The organism is Bradyrhizobium sp. Kon69 (assembly GCF_055807515.1).
In genome coordinates, this window is the sequence record NZ_JBVVOS010000001.1 from 19,789 (window position 1) to 36,975 (window position 17,187).

General features: G+C 64.7%; 17 protein-coding genes. 9 read left to right on the forward strand and 8 right to left on the reverse strand.

What is annotated here, in order from left to right; all coding sequences use genetic code 11:
- Positions 1–60 precede the first annotated feature (60 nt).
- Together AC0L3U_RS00095 and AC0L3U_RS00100 are read left to right on the forward strand one after the other, a co-directional pair.
- Positions 61–711: a protein-L-isoaspartate(D-aspartate) O-methyltransferase gene (locus AC0L3U_RS00095; RefSeq protein ID WP_456764202.1), complete on the forward strand. Its 651-nt coding sequence runs from the start codon at positions 61–63 to the stop codon at positions 709–711.
- A gap of 109 nt (positions 712–820) precedes the next feature.
- Positions 821–2,212 (forward strand): peptidoglycan DD-metalloendopeptidase family protein, encoded by a 1,392-nt coding sequence (locus tag AC0L3U_RS00100; protein WP_473348790.1) that lies wholly within the window; start codon positions 821–823, stop codon positions 2,210–2,212.
- Between the two features lie 162 nt (positions 2,213–2,374).
- On the opposite strand, the gene AC0L3U_RS00105 is transcribed toward AC0L3U_RS00100, so the two are convergent.
- Positions 2,375–3,391, reverse strand: a complete 1,017-nt coding sequence (locus AC0L3U_RS00105) for an ATP-binding protein (protein WP_473360243.1) — start codon at positions 3,389–3,391, stop codon at positions 2,375–2,377.
- Positions 3,392–3,571: 180 nt separating this feature from the next.
- On the opposite strand from AC0L3U_RS00105, the gene yajC reads away from it, so the two are divergent.
- From yajC to AC0L3U_RS00135, 6 genes are read left to right on the forward strand one after another with little or no spacing between them, the layout of a single operon-like run.
- Entirely contained in the window at positions 3,572–3,949 is a 378-nt protein-coding gene (gene yajC, locus AC0L3U_RS00110) for a preprotein translocase subunit YajC (RefSeq protein ID WP_027518118.1), read from the forward strand.
- Between the two features lie 47 nt (positions 3,950–3,996).
- Positions 3,997–5,601: a protein translocase subunit SecD gene (secD, locus tag AC0L3U_RS00115; RefSeq protein WP_456764205.1), complete on the forward strand. Its 1,605-nt coding sequence runs from the start codon at positions 3,997–3,999 to the stop codon at positions 5,599–5,601.
- 16 nt (positions 5,602–5,617) lie between these two features.
- On the forward strand, positions 5,618–6,643 hold the full coding sequence (gene secF, locus AC0L3U_RS00120) for a protein translocase subunit SecF (RefSeq protein WP_473360244.1): 1,026 nt from the start codon (positions 5,618–5,620) through the stop codon (positions 6,641–6,643).
- Positions 6,644–6,703: 60 nt separating this feature from the next.
- Positions 6,704–7,087 carry an Mth938-like domain-containing protein gene (locus AC0L3U_RS00125; RefSeq protein WP_473360245.1) on the forward strand — a complete coding sequence of 128 codons (384 nt, stop codon included), beginning with the start codon at positions 6,704–6,706 and terminating at the stop codon, positions 7,085–7,087.
- Positions 7,084–7,947: a phytoene/squalene synthase family protein gene (locus tag AC0L3U_RS00130; protein ID WP_473360246.1), complete on the forward strand. Its 864-nt coding sequence runs from the start codon at positions 7,084–7,086 to the stop codon at positions 7,945–7,947. Before AC0L3U_RS00125 ends, AC0L3U_RS00130 begins: the two co-directional genes overlap by 4 nt.
- 45 nt (positions 7,948–7,992) lie before the next feature.
- On the forward strand, positions 7,993–9,237 hold the full coding sequence (locus tag AC0L3U_RS00135; RefSeq protein ID WP_473360247.1) for a threonine ammonia-lyase: 1,245 nt from the start codon (positions 7,993–7,995) through the stop codon (positions 9,235–9,237).
- Positions 9,238–9,254: 17 nt separating this feature from the next.
- Here the strand turns inward: AC0L3U_RS00135 and AC0L3U_RS00140 are convergent, their stop codons facing one another.
- The 5 genes from AC0L3U_RS00140 to AC0L3U_RS00160 form a co-directional block, all read right to left on the reverse strand.
- Positions 9,255–10,433 (reverse strand): aminotransferase class V-fold PLP-dependent enzyme, encoded by a 1,179-nt coding sequence (locus AC0L3U_RS00140; RefSeq protein ID WP_473360248.1) that lies wholly within the window; start codon positions 10,431–10,433, stop codon positions 9,255–9,257.
- An 89-nt stretch (positions 10,434–10,522) separates the two neighbouring features.
- Positions 10,523–11,101, reverse strand: a complete 579-nt coding sequence (locus tag AC0L3U_RS00145) for a CAP domain-containing protein (protein ID WP_473360249.1) — start codon at positions 11,099–11,101, stop codon at positions 10,523–10,525.
- Between the two features lie 83 nt (positions 11,102–11,184).
- Positions 11,185–12,279, reverse strand: a complete 1,095-nt coding sequence (locus tag AC0L3U_RS00150; RefSeq protein ID WP_473360250.1) for a serine/threonine protein kinase — start codon at positions 12,277–12,279, stop codon at positions 11,185–11,187.
- 7 nt (positions 12,280–12,286) lie between these two features.
- Entirely contained in the window at positions 12,287–13,714 is a 1,428-nt protein-coding gene (trmFO, locus tag AC0L3U_RS00155; RefSeq protein WP_473360251.1) for a methylenetetrahydrofolate--tRNA-(uracil(54)-C(5))-methyltransferase (FADH(2)-oxidizing) TrmFO, read from the reverse strand.
- A 126-nt stretch (positions 13,715–13,840) separates the two neighbouring features.
- Positions 13,841–13,993: a DUF1127 domain-containing protein gene (locus tag AC0L3U_RS00160; RefSeq protein ID WP_007590701.1), complete on the reverse strand. Its 153-nt coding sequence runs from the start codon at positions 13,991–13,993 to the stop codon at positions 13,841–13,843.
- Positions 13,994–14,625: 632 nt separating this feature from the next.
- Between AC0L3U_RS00160 and AC0L3U_RS00165 the strand changes: the two genes are divergently transcribed.
- On the forward strand, positions 14,626–14,952 hold the full coding sequence (locus AC0L3U_RS00165) for a hypothetical protein (RefSeq protein WP_354059208.1): 327 nt from the start codon (positions 14,626–14,628) through the stop codon (positions 14,950–14,952).
- A 66-nt stretch (positions 14,953–15,018) separates the two neighbouring features.
- Here AC0L3U_RS00165 and AC0L3U_RS00170 read toward each other — a convergent pair whose 3' ends face one another.
- Together AC0L3U_RS00170 and AC0L3U_RS00175 are read right to left on the reverse strand one after the other, a co-directional pair.
- Complete coding sequence (locus tag AC0L3U_RS00170) at positions 15,019–15,843, reverse strand: lytic murein transglycosylase (RefSeq protein WP_473360252.1); 825 nt, start codon at positions 15,841–15,843, stop codon at positions 15,019–15,021.
- Positions 15,844–15,973: 130 nt separating this feature from the next.
- Positions 15,974–16,882, reverse strand: coding sequence for a DUF2189 domain-containing protein (locus AC0L3U_RS00175; RefSeq protein ID WP_473360253.1), 909 nt, complete (start codon positions 16,880–16,882; stop codon positions 15,974–15,976).
- Positions 16,883–17,187: the final 305 nt, after the last annotated feature.

A 17,187-nucleotide genomic window follows, 5' to 3' on the forward strand; every position in this document is an offset into this window, starting at 1 on the left:
GAACAAGAATCTCGCGCCCCAGGTTGGCGTCCCGGACCGTAAAGACAGCACAAGCAGGCAATGACCTCCCATCAGCACCCGCCGGAAAAGATGATGTTTCAGCTCACGTTGAGGCGTCGGGGCATCAGCGACCAAGCGGTCCTGCGGGCCATGGAGGAGGTGCCGCGCGATCAATTCGTGGACGACGCCGATCGCGACGGCGCGTATCGCGACAGCGCGCTGCCGATCGCCTGCGGGCAGACCATCAGCCAGCCCTTCGTCGTCGCCTACATGACCGAGCAGCTCCAGCTTCAGAAGAAGCACCGCGTGCTCGAGATCGGCGCCGGCTCGGGCTACCAGGCGGCGGTGCTGTCGCGGCTCGCCGGTCAGGTGCTGGCGGTCGAGCGTTACCGCAAGCTTGCGGATGCCGCACGTCTCAGGCTTGAAAAGCTCAACTATCACAACGTCGAGGTGATGCTGGGCGACGGACTCAATCTGCCTCCCAATATCGGCCCGTTCGACCGCATCATCGTCACGGCCGCGATGGAGCAGCTTCCGGACAACCTGGTCGAGCGGCTGGAGGTGGGCGGCATCCTGATCGCGCCCGTCGGCCCGCATCAGGGGGTGCAGACGCTGATCCGCCTGAGCCGGACCGAAGCCGGGATCGAGCGCAAGGAACTCGTCGAGGTCCGCTTCGTGCCGGCTTTGCCCGGCGTGGCGCGGGAGCTGTAGAACTCCGGATTGGCTGTGCTGCCAACATCTTATTGGGAGGGTTAAGCCGTTATTTACTCGGCGCGTGTTTACTTAAAACACCAGTTCTGTTGCGTACGAGTGAGTAACCATGTCCGTTGCCGCCGAGTTGCTTTACTCGCGCCGTGTGCCGCAGGTCGCGGTGCTGGCGCTGATCTCCTTCAGCTTCGCAGGGTGCAGCGCCGACATGTCGTCGCGCATGTCCCAGTCGAACTTCTCCAATCCCTTTACGCAGGAATCGACCGGTTCGGTGCAGCAGGCACCGCCGCCGCAGCGTGAGCTGCCGCAATATTCGCGGCCGCAGACGCAGTCCGGTTATTATCAGTCGCAGCCTTTGCCGCCGGCGGTGTCCGCGCCGCAATCCTACCCCGTTGCAGCAGGCGGCGTGTCCGGAGGCGGCCGCGGTGTTGGCTCCTACGCACCCCCGGCGCAGCCGCATCTCGAGACCACGGCCACCGTGCCGCCGCGCTCGGTTGCAGCCGCCCAGCCGGTCGGTGGAACCAAGATCATCGTCGGCACCAGCGATACGCTCGACCTGCTTGCCAAACGCTATCGCGTCACGCCGCAGGCGATCCTCGCCGCCAACGGCTATAAGGGGCCGCGCGCGCTCTCGCCCGGCCAGCAACTGATCATTCCGCACCAGGCTACAGCCGCTGCGCCCGCGCCGCTCATGGCTCCCGTTGCCGCTGCCCCCGCGCTGGCGCCCGCTGCGAGGCCGGTTGCGGCCGTTGCCGCGCCGTCGAGCACGCACTTCGTGAACCACGGCGACACGCTCGCCAGCATTGCCCGCAAGAACCATATCTCGGCGGCCGAACTGGCCCGCGCCAACGGCCTCAATCCCTCTGCAAAACTCAAGCTCGGCGCCAAGCTGGCCGTGCCCGGCGCCAAGACCGCCGCTGTCGCGGCACCGCTTGCCGCGGCCCCGGTCGGAGCCGCTCCCGTCGCGGGAACGCTGCAGCCCGTTGCGGCCGCACCTGCGCCCGCCACTAAGATGGCGGCCGTCGCCGCGCCAGTCCAGAGCGCGCGCCTGGCCCAGGCCACGGCCAATGTCGAAGACAAGGCTGCGGACGCTCCGGCGAAAGCTGCGGAGACCACCAGCGCGCTGCCGACTTTCCGCTGGCCGGTGCGCGGCAAGGTGGTCACGAGCTACGGCGCCAAGACCAATGGCAAGTCCAACGACGGCATCAATCTCGCGGTGCCCGAGGGTACGCCGGTCAAGGCGGCTGAAGACGGTGTCGTTGCCTATTCCGGCAACGAGCTGAAAGGTTATGGCAATCTCGTCCTGGTTCGGCACTCCAACGGCTACGTCACCGCATATGCCCATGCGAGTGAGCTGATGGTGAAGCGCGGCGATACCATCAAGCGCGGCCAGGTCATTGCCAAGTCGGGTCAATCCGGGGAGGTGGCGTCGCCGCAGCTCCACTTCGAGATCCGTAAGGGATCGAGCCCGGTTGACCCGCTTCAATTCCTGAACGGCGCGTGAGCTTGAAGTAGGGCGCGCCATCGCCACAAACGCGGTGTCGCCGCACGGCTTGACCGGGCGACCCAGTACTCCGCAGCGTCTCGATCGATCAAACCCGTCTCTGGAATACTGGATTCCCCGCCTGCGCGGGGAATGACAGGTCAGGGAAGTGGCGGCAGCTCGCTACGTCGCCGTCAGCTTCACGCCGAGCCGTCCCGCAAGCTCCTGCACGAACTGCCAGGCGACGCGGCCGGAGCGCGAGCCGCGCGTCGTCGACCATTCAAGTGCCTCGCGCTCCAGCGCGTCGTCGTCGACCTTGACGCCGAAATGGCTGCAATAGCCCCGCACCATGGCGAGATATTCGTCCTGGCTGCAGCGGTGGAAGCCGAGCCAGAGACCAAAGCGATCCGACAGCGAGACCTTCTCCTCGACGGCTTCGCCGGGATTGATCGCGGTCGAGCGCTCGTTCTCGATCATCTCGCGCGCCAGCAGATGGCGGCGGTTGGAGGTGGCGTAGAGGATGACGTTCTCCGGCCGACCCTCGATGCCCCCTTCGAGCACCGCCTTGAGCGATTTGTAGGACGCATCATTGCCGTCGAAGGAGAGGTCGTCGCAGAACACGATGAAGCGGAAGGACGAGGCGCGAAGCTGCTCCATGAGGGCGGGCAGGCTCTCGATGTCCTCGCGATGAATCTCGATCAGCTTCAGTCTGTCGGCCGGTTTGCGCTCCGCGTTGATGCTCGCATGCGCGGCTTTCACCAGCGACGACTTGCCCATGCCGCGCGCGCCCCAGAGCAGCGCGTTGTTGGCGGGCAATCCGTTGGCGAAACGCTCGGTGTTCTCCATCAGGATGTCGCGCATCCGGTCGACGCCCTTGAGCAGGAACAGTTCGACGCGGCTGACCCGCGGCACCGCCGCAAGGCGGCCGTCCGGGTGCCAGACGAAAGCGTCCGCCTGCTTGAACGATTCGCGTTCGGCGGCGGGCTTGCCTTGAGCGGAGAGATGCGCCGCGATCGTCTCCAGCGCGCGGACAATGCGCTCCTGGGAGACGTTTTGGTTGGGCTTGGAAGGCGCCTTGGAAATGGTCTTGGAAGCTGCCCTGAGGGCTGCCTTGGGACGTTTTGCCGCGACGCGGGCTGGCTTCGCGGCAGGGGTGCGGGGGCCTTTGCCGGCCGGGCTTTTGCTTGGTTTTTGGGGCATGACCGAAGTTCCTGAGAATGCAGCCTTATCGGGCCTGAGCGCGCGCCGCAAGGTGGCTAAAAGGGCGGTCTGGCAGCGTTGCAATTGGGGCAATGGCCGCTATAGTCCGCGCGAATTTGACCGAACCGGTCGCCATTTGGGCCTGACCGGTTTTCCCCCGTTCTCACGAGGATCGTCCGAATGCTGATTACCCCTGCGTATGCCCAGGCTGCGGGCGCCGGCGACACCAGCGGCATGTTGATGTCGCTGCTGCCGTTCGCCCTGATCTTCGTGATCATGTACTTCCTGATTCTGCGTCCGCAGCAGAAGAAGGTCCGTGACCACGCCGACCTCGTGAAGAACATTCGCCGCGGCGACACCGTCGTGACCTCGGGCGGTCTCGTCGGCAAGGTCACCAAGGTCGTCGACGACGACCAGATCGAGTTCGAGATCGCCGATGGCGTGCGCGTGCGGCAGATGCGCTCGATGGTCTCCGGCGTGCGCGCCAAGGGCGAGCCGGCCAAGGAATCCAAGGAAAGCGCCAAGGATAGCGCCAAGGACGACGCCGCGGCGAAGTGAGCGCTTCCGCGAGTCTCTGAAATCCCCTGATCTGACAGGTCCAGTCGATGTTGTATTTCACGCGGTGGAAGGCGCTCGGGATTATCCTGACGGCGCTGATCGTGTGCCTCTGCGCGGTCCCGAACTTCTTCTCCGAAGCGCAGGTCAAGACCTGGCCCGCCTGGGCGCAGCGGAAGCTCGTGCTCGGCCTCGATCTCCAGGGCGGCTCCTCTTTGCTGCTCGAGGTCGATTCCAACTATGTGAAGAAGGAAAAGCTCGATCAGATCCGCGACGACGTCCGTCGCGTGCTGCGCGAGGCCAAGATCGGCTTTACCGGCGGCGTCACCGTGCGCAACGACGCGGTCGAGGTTCGCATCACCAAGGAATCCGACCAGCAGCCGGCGCTGGCCAAGCTGCGTGATTTGGCCCAGCCGCTCGGCGGCCTGATGGGATCCAGCGGTCAGCGCGACCTCGAAGTGACTGACGCCGGGGGGGGATTGATCCGCCTGAGCATCCCGCAGGGCGCGATGCTCGACCGTTTGCGCAAGACCATCGAGCAGTCGATCCAGATCGTCGAGAAGCGCGTCAACGAGCTCGGCACCGTCGAGCCAATCATCCAGCGTCAGGGGAACGACCGCATCCTGGTGCAGGTCCCCGGCCTTCAGGATCCGACCCGCCTGAAGGAGCTGCTGGGCAAGACTGCGAAGCTGGAATTCCGCATGGTCGATCCCTCGGTGCCGCCAGACCAGGCGCAGCAGGGCACGTTGCCGCCGGACACCGAGTATCTGCCGAACGCCTCGCCGCCGCCGCCCGGCGAGGTGGTCAAGAAGCAGGTGTTGGTTGCGGGCGGCGACCTAACCGACGCCCAGGCGACCTTCGACCAGCGTAGCAATGAGCCGGTCGTCAGCTTCAAGTTCAATAGCTCGGGCGCGCGCAAGTTTGCGCAGGCCACGCAGGAGAATGTCGGGCTGCGCTTCGCGATCATTCTCGACAACAAGGTGATCTCCGCGCCGGTCATTCGCGAGCCGATCACCGGCGGCCAGGGCCAGATCTCCGGCAGTTTCACCGTGCAGTCGGCCAACGATCTCGCGATCCTGCTGCGCGCCGGCGCGCTGCCGGCGCCACTGACTGTCGTGGAGGAGCGCACCGTTGGCCCGGGCCTCGGCCAGGACTCGATCGAGAAGGGCGAGCTTGCCGCCTATGTCGGTTCGATCATGGTCGTCGTGTTCATGCTGTTGACGTATCGGCTGTTCGGCGTCTTCGCCAACATCGCCGTCTGTATCAACGTCGCCATGATCTTCGGCCTGCTGTCGCTGCTCAGCGCCACGCTGACCCTGCCGGGCATCGCCGGCATCGTGCTAACGGTCGGTATCGCGGTCGACTCCAACGTGCTGATCTATGAGCGCATCCGCGAGGAATTGCGCGGCGGGAGAAGCCCGATATCGGCGATCGACGCAGGCTTCAAACGGGCGCTTGCCACCATTCTCGACTCCAACATCACCACCTTCATCGCCGCTGCAGTGCTGTTCATGATCGGCACCGGTCCGGTGCGCGGCTTCGCAGTGACGCTCGGCATCGGCATCATCACCACCGTCTTCACCGCCTTCACAATGACCCGCCTGATCGTCGCATGGTGGGTGCAGTGGAAGCGGCCGAAGACCGTGCCGATTTGACCATTCGAGGCCGGCTGTGACCACTACTCAAATCGTTCTCATCTCCCTCGGCGTCGTCATTGCCGTGCTGACCGTGGTCAGCGTGCTCGGGCTGCTGCCGTCGCTGCGCATCGTGCCGGATGACACGCATTTCGACTTCACCCAGTTCCGCCGCATCTCGTTCCCGATCTCGGCGACGCTCTCGATCCTCGCCATTGTGCTGTTCTTCACGCACGGCCTGAATTTCGGCATCGACTTCAAGGGCGGCACCCTGATGGAGGTGCGTGCCAAGTCGGGCACGGCGGACATTGCGCAGATGCGGTCCACCCTGGGTAGTCTGGGCCTCGGCGAAGTCCAGCTGCAGCAATTCGGCGGCCCCGCCGACGTGCTGCTTCGCGTTGCCGAACAGCCGGGCGGCGACAAGGCGCAGCAGGCAGCCGTCGACAAGGTCCGCGCTGCCCTCGGCGACTCCGTGGACTATCGCCGCGTCGAGGTGGTGGGGCCGCGTGTCTCCGGCGAATTGCTGAGCTACGGCATGCTCGGCCTGATGCTGGCGATCGTCTCGATCCTGGTCTACCTCTGGTTCCGCTTCGAGTGGCAGTTCGCGCTCGGCGCCATGATCGCCAACGTGCACGACATCGTGCTGACGATCGGCTTCATGTCGATCAGTCAGGTCGATTTCGACCTGACCAGCATTGCGGCACTTCTGACCATTCTGGGCTATTCGCTCAACGACACCGTCGTCATCTACGACCGCATCCGTGAAATGCTGCGGCGCTACAAGAAGATGCCGATGCCGCAGCTTCTCAACGAATCCATCAACTCGACGCTGTCGCGCTCGATCATCACCCATTTCACCGTGACGCTGGCGCTGCTGGCGCTGCTGCTGTTCGGCGGTCATGCCATCCACAGCTTCACCGCGGTCATGATGTTCGGCGTGGTGCTGGTCGGCACCTATACCTCGATCTTCATTGCGGCCCCGATCCTGATCTATCTCGGTGTCGGCGAGCATCGCGAAGATGCGGTCGATAAGGCTACGCCGGGGAACAAAAGCAAGGCATGATCCGAACCGCATGCCCTCGCAGGAGTTTGCGAGGGCAGTAAGCTCATTCGGACGAAGCTCATGGCCGGCGATCCCAACGCACCGCATTTCCCCCGCTCGGCGCCGATCGAAGCCTATGGCAAGGGCGGCTTTGCCTTTGCCGGCATGTCGCATCGGGGATCGCTGCTTTGCCTGCCCGACGCGATCTGGGCCTGGGACATTACCGACCCCGCGAAGATCGACCGCTATTCGCTGGATCGCGTCTTCAAGTCCGCCAACAGCATCGACACGCTCCTGATCGGCACCGGAACCGGGGTCTGGCTGCCGCTGGCGGAACTGCGCCAAGCGCTCAAAGCGGCGAGGGTGGTTCTGGATACGATGCAGACCGGTCCCGCCGTGCGTACCTACAACATCATGATCGGCGAACGGCGGCGCGTCGCGGCCGCGCTGATCGCCGTGCCATGAGTGGCTCCGCGCCGGCGCCGGATTCTGCCGCGTTCTGCGCTGACCTCGTGCGCAGCCACGACTTTCCGCGCTATGCCGCGACCCTGTTCGCGCCTGCTGCCGAGCGCCGCGCGCTGCTGGCGCTCTATGCCTTCAATGTCGAGATCGTCCGCGTCCGCGACCAGGTAAGCCAGCCCTTGCCTGGTGAAATCCGCCTGCAATGGTGGACCGACATGCTGTCGGGCCAGGTCCATGGCAGCGCCGAGGGCAATCCGGTGGCGGCGGAGTTGCTCCGCGCAATCCGTGATTTCGACCTGCCGGTCGAACCGCTGTCGCTGCTCGTCGATGAGCATCAATTCGATCTCTACAACGACCCGATGCCGACCATGACGGCTCTCGAAGGTTATCTCGCCGCGACCTGCTCGGCGTTGTTTGCTCTCGCGGCGCAGATCATGGCGTCACCCTTGGACCCAGCCGAGCACCTCGCGCGGCATGCCGGATTGGCCCAAGGCATCGCGCAAGTCATCACGAACCTGCCGCGTGATGCGGCGCATCGGCAATTATTCCTGCCGCAGCAGCTGCTGACCAGCCACAATTGCAATATGGAGGACGTGTTTGCCGGCAAGGAGACGCCGAATTTGCGCGCTGTGCTGGACCAGCTCGCCGGCGAGGCCAGGCAGCATTTGACGACGGCCTTGTCGCTGTTGGCCGAGGTGCCGGTGTCGGCTCGGCCAGCGTTTCTGCCGCTGAGCCAGGTACGGGCCGACCTCAAGCGCCTGTCGCAGCCCGGGCGTAATCCGTTCAAGCCGGAGCAATCGCCGCGGCTGCGTACGTTGTGGACGCTGTGGCGGGCCTCGCGTTCCCGGGAGTTTACCAAATAGCGGTTGGCTTATCGCCTCAAACTGCCAAATGCCCTATGCTGTCCCATGGCCGAGTTGTCCCAAAGCATCGCCACCGATCTCAACGTCCTTCCGGTCTCGCTGAGCGACATCCGTGCCGCCGCCGCGACCATCCGCGGCGCCGTCGTCGAGACGCCCTGTAGCTACAGTCGCACGCTGAGCAATATCTGCGGCTGCGACATCTGGCTGAAATTCGAGAACCTCCAGTTCACGTCCTCGTTCAAGGAGCGCGGCGCGCTCAACCGCCTCACCGCGCTGACGCCGGAGGAGCGCGCGCGCGGCGTCGTCGCGATGTCGGCGGGTAACCACGCGCAGGGCGTCGCCTATCACGCCAAGCGGCTCGGCATTCCCGCCACCATCGTCATGCCGGTCGGCACGCCCATGGTGAAGGTCGAAAACACCAGGCATCACGGTGCCGAGGTGGTGGTGACGGGCGCCACGCTGGAGGAGGCGGCCGCGTATGCGCGCAGCCACGGCGAAGCCCATGGCATGATCTTCGTCCATCCCTATGACGATCCGCTTGTCATCGCGGGGCAGGGCACGGTCGGGCTGGAAATACTCAAGGCCGTGCCGGAGCTCGATACGCTGGTCGTCCCGATCGGCGGCGGTGGCCTGATCAGCGGGATCGCCATTGCCGCTAAATCGATCAAGCCGTCGCTGCGGATCCTCGGCGTCGAGGCCTGGCTCTACCCCTCGATGTACAATGCCATCCATGACGGCAATCTGCCGGCGCGTGGCGACACACTCGCCGAAGGCATCGCGGTGAAGTCGCCCGGCAAGCTCACGACCGAAATCGTCCGCCGCCTTGTCGACGACATTGCGCTCGTCAACGAAGCCGAGCTCGAGCGCGCGGTGGCAACCCTGATCTCGATCGAGAAGACGGTTGTCGAGGGCGCCGGCGCCGCCGGTCTCGCCGCGCTGATGTCCGACCCGTCCCGTTTCGCCGGCCAGAAGGTCGGGCTGGTGCTGAGCGGCGGCAATATCGACACGCGGCTGATCGCATCGGTCCTGACCCGTGAGTTGGCGCGTGAGGGGCGGCTCACCCAGCTGTCGCTCGACATCCCCGACAGGCCCGGCCAACTGGCTGCGGTCGCGGCACTGCTGGCCGAGGCCGGTGCCAACATCATCGAGGTCTCGCACCAGCGCACCTTCTCGGATCTTCCGGCCAAGGCGACGCTGCTGCAATTGGTAATCGAGACCCGCGACAGCGCCCATCTCGACGAGGTCATGGCGAAGCTTGGCGCATCGGGATTGAGTGCGCGCTGTACCTGAGCCGTGCATGCTCGCCGCTATCGCGGCGTCAAACCTGCCAAATTGGCGATCAGCCGATCGATCTCGGCTTCCGTATTGTAGTAATGCGGGGAGGCGCGCACCACCGGCGGCAACGAGCGAATTTCGGCGTCGATGCGCGTGCTCGACGGATCTGAGGCACCGATCGTGATGCCGGCGGTGGCCGCGTTGCTGACGACCGCTTCCGCATCGTACCCTTCCACCGTGAAGCTGACGATGGCCCCCGGAGCGCGTCCGAGGTCACGAATTCTGATGCCGTGAATGGACGCAAGGCCGCCCCGGAGGCGGTCGGCCAGCATGCGGCAACGCTGCTCGATGCGGCCGATCCCGATATCGAGGGCATAATCGACCGCCGCGCCCAGCCCAAGCCGGGCTGCGTAGTTGTTCTCCCAGGTCTCGAAACGGCGCGCATCGTCGCGCAGCCGATAAGCGTCCCGGGAGACCCAGGGTGCGGCGAAGTGGTCGATCATCGGCGGTTCGAGCGCCTGCAGCGTCGCGCGGCGGACGTAGAGAAAGCCGGTGCCGCGCGGACCGCGAAGGAATTTACGCCCGGTTGCGGACAGCATGTCACAGCCGATAGCCTCGACATCCACCGCCATCTGTCCGACCGCCTGGCAGGCATCGAGCAGATAGGGGATGCCGTGCGCCCGCGCGATCTTGCCGACGGCTGCAGCCGGATTGACCAGCCCGCCATTGGTCGGAACCCAGGTGATCGCAATCAGCTTCACGCGCTCGTCGATCATGCGTCCGAGCGCGTCGAGTTCGAGTTCGCCGCTGGCATCACTCGGCACGATTTCGATCGCAACGCCTGTTCGCTTGGCGACCTGAAGGAAGGCGACATAGTTGGCCGCGTATTCCGCCTCCGCGGTCAGGATCCGATCGCCGTCGCGAAACTGAAGCGCGTAGAATGCCATTTGCCAGGCAACCGTCGCGTTCTCCATGAGCGCGATCTCATCAGGCGCGGCATTCAGCAGGCGCGCCACGGAGCCGTAGACTGAATCAAGCCGGCGCGCCTCGCGGTCGGCGGCCGCATAGCCTCCGATTTCGCTCTCCAGATCGATATGCTGCTTCATGGCTTCGACGACGGGAACGGGCATGAGAGCAGCTCCCGCATTGTGCAGGTACGCCAGCCGGGAGGTAGCTGGCGTGTCGGCACGTATTCGCTCGATGTTGATCAAGTGCGCCGCCTTTGCTCTCGCGATCGTCCCGATAGATTAGACCGGCGAGGAATGCGGACAAGAGGCCGGCTGCAACATCTGATCTCACCTCAGATGCAGAGGCCAAGCAGCTTGATGTGGCAGCCGCTGGATTTCGGTTTGCTCGCCGGCGCGGCCTCGCGCTTCACGGCAACCAAAGGCTCCCCGTCTTTCTTGCCTTTGCCTTTGCCCTTCGACTCATAGTCGCCGGCGATCACCATCGCCCAATAGGTGCGCTTGCCGCTGGCGTTTTTCGCGCTTGCGATGCCGACGCGGGACGCGTTGTGCAGCAGCAGATTCTTGCGGTGTCCCGACGAGTCGATCCACTGTCCGAGGGTCTTCTCGAAATTGTCGTAGCCGTAGGCGATGTTCTCGGCGGCGCGGCCTGCGCCGGCCGGTGCGACGCGGCGGTTGAACGGGCCGAGGGCGTCGTGACTGAGGTCGTCCTTCGTCGCCATCGCGCGCGCCTGTTCCATGGCGATGCGGTCGAGGGTCGAATCGCGGAGGACGCGGACCTCTCCATGTTTGAGGCGGAAGCTGGAGATCAGTTCGGCCGGAGACTCGGCCATTGCGGACGTGGTGGCGAGCAGCAGAAGGCCGGCGGTCAGGCCGCCAGCCGCACAATGCATCATCGTCCCCCGAGTGCCCATGACCCTGCCAAGTCCCCCGCCAAGCTCGAATTATCGGATCGCTTCTCTATCGCCAATGTGGACGCTTCAAGGCGTGATCCACCCTAGCCCGCCGGCAGGTCGGCCTCGAAATTGAAGCGGTCGCGCAGGTTCTTGCGCTGCTCCAGGATGTCCTTGAGGAAAGCGCGGTCCTGGTCGCTCTTCATCATCGGCTCGATCAGGTCGAGCTGGTTCATGGCGACCAGTTGCAGGATCTCCGTGCGTGGCTTGCCGTCGGCATTGCGTGGCAGTGCGTGCACGACCTGGATGTGTTCTGGCGGCTTCGGCCCCTTGGCGGCGGTGAGCTCGTTCCGCAATTGGCCCTCGAGCGCGGCCTGATCGGCTTCGACGAAGGCATAGAGTCCGACGCCGGAGCGTCGATCGGCAAAGGCGACGATGGCGGTGTCGCGCACGGCGGGGTTCTTGCGGATCAATTCCGCCAGCACCGGCGCGTCGTTGACGAGCCGGCGGCCGCCGCCTTCACGATCGGTGAAGTTGAACAGGCCGCGGGTGATTGCCCGATAGACCTTCTTGCCGGTGGCGAGCCAGAGGCTGGCGGCGAACGACTTCTTCGCCAGGATTTTTCGCTCGCGCGGCGTCAGCGCTTCGGGCGCGTAGGAGCGCTTGTGCTTGAGCAGATGCCGGAGGTCTTCATAGGCCAGGATGCGGTAAAGCCGGCCGCGCCGGTCGAAGCACGCCGCGAGCTGGAAGTCGGTCACGTAGGCGCGACCGTCGCGGCCGACTAGCCAGTTCTGTTCCTTGGCAAGATCGTTGTGGCAGATGCCGGCGCGGCGCAGCCGTCGCAGCGCGGCCTTGGCCGAGCGAAAATAGGCGAGGTCGCCATGCGGTTTCGCCAGATGTAGCGCGACACCATCGACGAAGCTGCGCACCAGCGCGCGGCGTCCGGCCCACAGCAGCTCGGGGCCGACATCAAGTCCCTTGGCGAGTGCCAGCGCATGCTTCTCGCGGGCGAACAGATGGCGCGCCAAAAGGAATGACCACCACGGCACCTCGTCGAGGCGGCGCAGCACCGCGTCGACCTCGCCGTCATCGTCGCGGAAGCGGCCGCGCTCGACGGTCGAGAACACGTCGCGCTTGAGCAGCACGCCCTCGGTCCAGCGCGCCGAGAGTGTTGCGGCGTCGTCTTTGGGAAGGTTCATCGAAAACTCACGCCGCAGCGGCAATGCGCAGGTGATCGGCGATCCAGCGATCGAGATCGGCGAGCGCCAGCGCGCTCATCGCCTGCTTTTTGGCCACTGTCTTCTCGTTGCCGCGCAGCCGGCTTCCGTCGGGCTTCTTCGTCGGTGCGCTGGCGAGCGGCGGGAACAGGCCGAAATTGATGTTCATTGGCTGGAACGAGCGCGTGCCGGGCTCGATGGTCTCGATATGGCCGCCGGTGATGTGGCCGAGCAGGGATCCGAGCGCCGTCGTGACCGGCGGACTCGCAAGCGTCTCGCCGCGCACGTCCGCTGCCGCGTAGAGGCCGGCAATCAGGCCGACGCTGGCGGATTCCACATAGCCCTCGCAGCCCGTCATCTGGCCGGCAAAGCGCAGTCGTGGTTGTGCGCGCAGGCGCAACTGGCCGTCGAGCAGCTTTGGCGAGTTGAGAAAGGTGTTGCGATGCAGGCCGCCGAGGCGGGCAAATTCAGCTTTCTCCAGCCCCGGAATGGTGCGGAAGATGCGTTGCTGTTCGCCGTATTTCAGCTTCGTCTGGAAGCCGACGATGTTGTAGAGCGTGCCGAGCTTGTTGTCCTGGCGCAGCTGCACGATCGCATAGGCCTTGGTGGTGGGATCGTGCGGATTGGTGAGGCCGACCGGCTTCATCGGCCCGTGGCGCAAGGTCTCGGGGCCGCGTTCCGCCATGACCTCGATCGGCAGGCAGCCGTCGAAATAGGGCGTGTTGGTCTCCCATTCCTTGAATTCGGTCTTCTCGCCGGCGACCAGCTCCGCGACGAAGCCGTCATACTGCTCCTTCGTCATCGGGCAGTTGATGTAGTCGGCGCCGGTGCCGCCAGGGCCGACCTTGTCGTAGCGCGACTGGAACCAGGCCACCGACATGTCGATGGATTCGCGGTGCACGATCGGCGCGATCGCGTCGAAGAAGGCGAGGGCGTTCTCGTCGGTCAAGTCGCGGATCGCGTTGGCCAGCGGCGCCGAAGTGAGGGGGCCGGTCGCAACGATGACGTTGCTCCACTCGGCCGGCGGCAGGCCTGCGACCTCGCCGCGGGCGATCTCGATCAGCGGATGGTCGTTCAGCGCCTTGGTGACAGCCGCTGAGAAGCCGTCGCGGTCCACCGCCAGCGCGCCGCCGGCGGGCACCTGGTTGGCGTCGGCTGCGCGCATGATCAGCGAGTCGAGGCGGCGCATCTCGGCATGCAGCAGGCCGACGGCGTTGTTGGCGGCATCGTCCGAGCGGAACGAATTGGAGCAGACGAGCTCGGCAAGCCCGTCGGTGCGGTGTGCCTCGGTCATGCGGGTCGGCCGCATCTCGTGCAGCACCACGGGCACGCCGGATTTGGCCACCTGCCAGGCGGCTTCGGAGCCGGCAAGGCCTGCGCCGATCACGTGCACGGTATTTGATTGGGGTCCTGTCATGGGGCGGACAGGTAGCGCTTTTCGGCGGTCAGTGGAATCGCCGAGATCGAGTTTTCTGCCTCCGGATGCGACAACGCCCGCACGAGGCGGGCGCTATCGGTTCGTCCGGCTAAGGGCTGAACGATATCAGCCCTGATACTGACCGGCGGCAACGCGCGGAATGTCCGAGCGATCGAGGCCGATATCGGCCAATTCGCGATCGCTGAGCTGGGACAGCTCGGCAACATTGCGCTGATAGTCCCGGAAAGCCTGTATCATGCGGATGAGCGAGAGCAGCATTGGTAGTCTCCTGTAGTTCGATTCAGCTCTTGCCCGAGCCTCATCGTTGAAATGAATATAGGTGAGAGTGGTGCAGTGCGAAAGTTCCGATGTTGCGATGCAGCTAAGCGCTGGCTGCATGGCATTGGTAACGGACGATTAACCCAGCAGCACTCCCGCCCAAAGGGTGGGCGAAACAGGGAAAAGAGCGCTGAAAATGCCCGTTAATTCACGGGCTTGTCTTAGCTCGGCCGGTTCCATTCAGCGGTGAAATAGGCTGCTTTCCGGTCATCGCAAGATGATTGACTAGCTTCTATACCCAAATCTCGCATGCGCGAATCGCATGGTGGGTGGTGCATAAAAAGTGAATATATATTCATCTTCCGGCCTGCGGGACCTCTTCCACTGTGGCCAGCGATTCACCTGACGCCGGCGGATTCGATGTGACGAACGGCGGCCAAGAGACGAATCCATTCCGCATGGTCCGCTCCAACCGCCGCCTGCGCGCGGTGCACACACGCCGGACGTGCGGCGCTGATTACAAACGTGTAATGAAAATCAGAAATTTTGCATGTGGCTCTGCGTTGCGCGCAACATCACGCAATTCTCGCGGGGAATTCATTGCGTCAAGTTGCCGCGCCCGGAGGAAGGTGATGTCGCAGAATCCGGCAATGTCGCTGGCTCTGGCCCAAGAACAAGAGAAGGAAGGTAACGTCATGACGAAGTTACTCGGGGTTATCGCTATTGCCGCTGTCGCGTTCGCCGTCGCGCCGGCCCAAGCCGCCAAGCACGCCGCCGGCGGCTGCAGTTCGGCCAATCTGGAGAAGACCGAGACCGCGATCGAGAACATGGCCGATGGTGACGGCAAGTTCGTCGCGCAAAAGGAGATCGCAGCCGCGCAGGACTCGCTGCTCAACGGCAAAATGGGGGCGTGCGGCGCGCATCTGAACAAGGCGATGCACGCCACCATGGGCAAATAGGGGTAAAAACGCACAGAGAGGGCCGGTCGCGGGCGATCGGCCCTACGCGTTTTTGACGAGGGGCTGCTAAGGGGCGCGCGCGAGCTGGGTGGCGAAATGAGCGATGGTCTTCGAGTAGACCTCGCTTTTGTTCCACTGCTGCAGCACCGCGAAGTTCGGGCTGCCCGGCTGCCAATCCTTGCCCTTCTGCCAGCCATATCCGGCAAGATAGTTCGCGGTGGAGGCGAGCACGTCGGGGGCGTTGTGCAGGAGATCGCGCTTGCCATTGCCGTCGAAATCGACGGCGTATTTCATCCATGACGACGGCATGAATTGGGTCTGTCCGAGCTCGCCGGCCCAGGCGCCCTTCATGTCGGCCGGTGCGAGGTCGCCGCGCTGGACGATGCGGAGCGCATCCAACAGCTCGGCGCGAAACTGCTCGGAGCGCCGGCAGTCATAGGCCAGCGTCGCCAGCGAGCGGATGGTCGCGAACTTGCCAGTATTGACGCCGAAATCGGTCTCGAGACCCCAGATCGCGACCAGCACCTCGCCGGGCACGCCGTAGGTCTGCTCGATCCGCGACAGCACCGAGCCGTATTGCTTCATCATGTTGGAGCCGCGCGTTAGGCGCGGCGGCACCATGCGGCCGGAAAACTCCTCGAAGGTCTGGCTGAAGACCTTCTGCGAGCGGTCGCGGTTGAGCACGCCCTGATCGAGCGTCACACCGGCGAGCCCGGCGGAAATGGCCTGTTGCGAGACGCCTTTGGCCGCGGCGTCGGTTTTGAAGTCTGCAAGCCACGCGTCGAAATTGCCCGAGCCGCAGGCAACCGCGGCGAGCGCGGGCTGAGCGGATAGGATGGATGCGGTGATGGCTAAGGCTGCGAGGGCGAGACGAGAAATCGTCGGGGTCATTCGAGCAAATAAATTCCGTGAAGTGATCTGACCGGCGGGCGCAATCTCGATGGAAACCGCGGCCAAAGCAAGGCGTATGACAGTGCGCGATCCTGCCCGCTCCGGGGCAGGATCGCACGTCACGAAATCGTCAGGCGTCGGTCCGATTGCGCCAGGGGAAGAGGTTGGCGGGGAAGTCGGCGGCCGGCTTGCGTGGACGATGCGGCGGAGGCGGCACCGGACGCGCGCCCGGATCGGCCGCGATCACCTTGCGATAGAGATGCCAGGTGGCATGGCCGAGCACGGGGACGACCACGGCAAGGCCGAGGAAGGCGGGAATCGTGCCCAGCGCCAGCAGGACGGCCACGATCAGGCCCCAGGCCGCCGTCGGCACCGGGTTCTTCGCGACGACGCGCAGCGACGTCACCATTGCCTCGAACGCGCCGGCATGGCGATCGAGCATCAGCGGGAACGACACGGCGCTGATGCAGAGCGCGGCAAGGGCGAACAGGAAGCCGGTGCCGCAGCCGACCACGATCAGCCACCAGCCTTGCCGGCTCGTGAGCACGCGCGTCAGAAAATCCGAGATCCCGGACGCGCCCTCATAGCCGAAAGCGGCGACGTAGATCGCCTGCGCGGTCGCAACCCAGGTCACGAACAGGGCCAGCAGCAGCGCGCCGAGACCGAGCATGGCGCCGAAGGAGGGCGAACGCAGCACCTCCATGGCATCCCAGGCGCTGGCCTCCTCATAGCGCTCGCGCCGGCTGGAGAGCTCGTAGAGACCGAGCGCCGCGAACGGGCCGATCAGCGCGAAGCCCGCGGCCAACGGAAACAACAACGGCAGCACTGAATAGCCCATCACCACGCGGGCGAGCACGAGGCCCAGCACAGGATAGATCACGCAGAGGATGATGGCGTGGCTCGGCACCGCCTTGAAATCGTCCCAGCCGCGCTTGAGCGCATCGTGCAGATCGGAGAGTTGGATCGTTCGGATCACCGGTCCAGCCGCTTCTGCGGTCTGGGCCATGGTGGGGACATTGCCCGGGTAGAGTGTGGCCATGGTCGCTAGCTCCCTTGCCATGCGGCCGCATCTGGCGCCAGCAAACGGCGCAAGCGGCCGCTATTCTGAGTTTCGCGATCCCCAACCAGACGCGAATTCCGGATGGCATCGCGAACTGAACGTCAAGCGTACGCCCATTTGCGAGTCCTGTCCCTCACGCTTGGGTGAGATTCGATGCCGCAGCGCAACCTCGATGATGTCATTCGGTCGTCATTTCGCCGTAGATAAGCTGATGCTGCTTGCTGGTCCGCGGAACTTTGCGGGTGCAACGACGCAACTTGGTCTATAAGTGCCACTCAAGGCCC

Coding starts and splice junctions, on each gene's coding strand:
- AC0L3U_RS00130 (WP_473360246.1), top strand. CDS start 7,084: ATGAGTGGCTCCGCGCCGGCGCCGGATTCTGCCGCGTTCTGCGCTGAC.
- secD (WP_456764205.1), top strand. CDS start 3,997: ATGTTGTATTTCACGCGGTGGAAGGCGCTCGGGATTATCCTGACGGCG.
- AC0L3U_RS00145 (WP_473360249.1), bottom strand. CDS start 11,101: ATGGGCACTCGGGGGACGATGATGCATTGTGCGGCTGGCGGCCTGACC.
- AC0L3U_RS00165 (WP_354059208.1), top strand. CDS start 14,626: ATGTCGCAGAATCCGGCAATGTCGCTGGCTCTGGCCCAAGAACAAGAG.
- AC0L3U_RS00105 (WP_473360243.1), bottom strand. CDS start 3,391: ATGCCCCAAAAACCAAGCAAAAGCCCGGCCGGCAAAGGCCCCCGCACC.
- AC0L3U_RS00150 (WP_473360250.1), bottom strand. CDS start 12,279: ATGAACCTTCCCAAAGACGACGCCGCAACACTCTCGGCGCGCTGGACC.
- yajC (WP_027518118.1), top strand. CDS start 3,572: ATGCTGATTACCCCTGCGTATGCCCAGGCTGCGGGCGCCGGCGACACC.
- AC0L3U_RS00100 (WP_473348790.1), top strand. CDS start 821: ATGTCCGTTGCCGCCGAGTTGCTTTACTCGCGCCGTGTGCCGCAGGTC.
- AC0L3U_RS00135 (WP_473360247.1), top strand. CDS start 7,993: ATGGCCGAGTTGTCCCAAAGCATCGCCACCGATCTCAACGTCCTTCCG.
- AC0L3U_RS00175 (WP_473360253.1), bottom strand. CDS start 16,882: ATGGCCACACTCTACCCGGGCAATGTCCCCACCATGGCCCAGACCGCA.
- trmFO (WP_473360251.1), bottom strand. CDS start 13,714: ATGACAGGACCCCAATCAAATACCGTGCACGTGATCGGCGCAGGCCTT.
- AC0L3U_RS00095 (WP_456764202.1), top strand. CDS start 61: ATGACCTCCCATCAGCACCCGCCGGAAAAGATGATGTTTCAGCTCACG.
- AC0L3U_RS00160 (WP_007590701.1), bottom strand. CDS start 13,993: ATGCTGCTCTCGCTCATCCGCATGATACAGGCTTTCCGGGACTATCAG.
- AC0L3U_RS00170 (WP_473360252.1), bottom strand. CDS start 15,843: ATGACCCCGACGATTTCTCGTCTCGCCCTCGCAGCCTTAGCCATCACC.
- AC0L3U_RS00125 (WP_473360245.1), top strand. CDS start 6,704: ATGGCCGGCGATCCCAACGCACCGCATTTCCCCCGCTCGGCGCCGATC.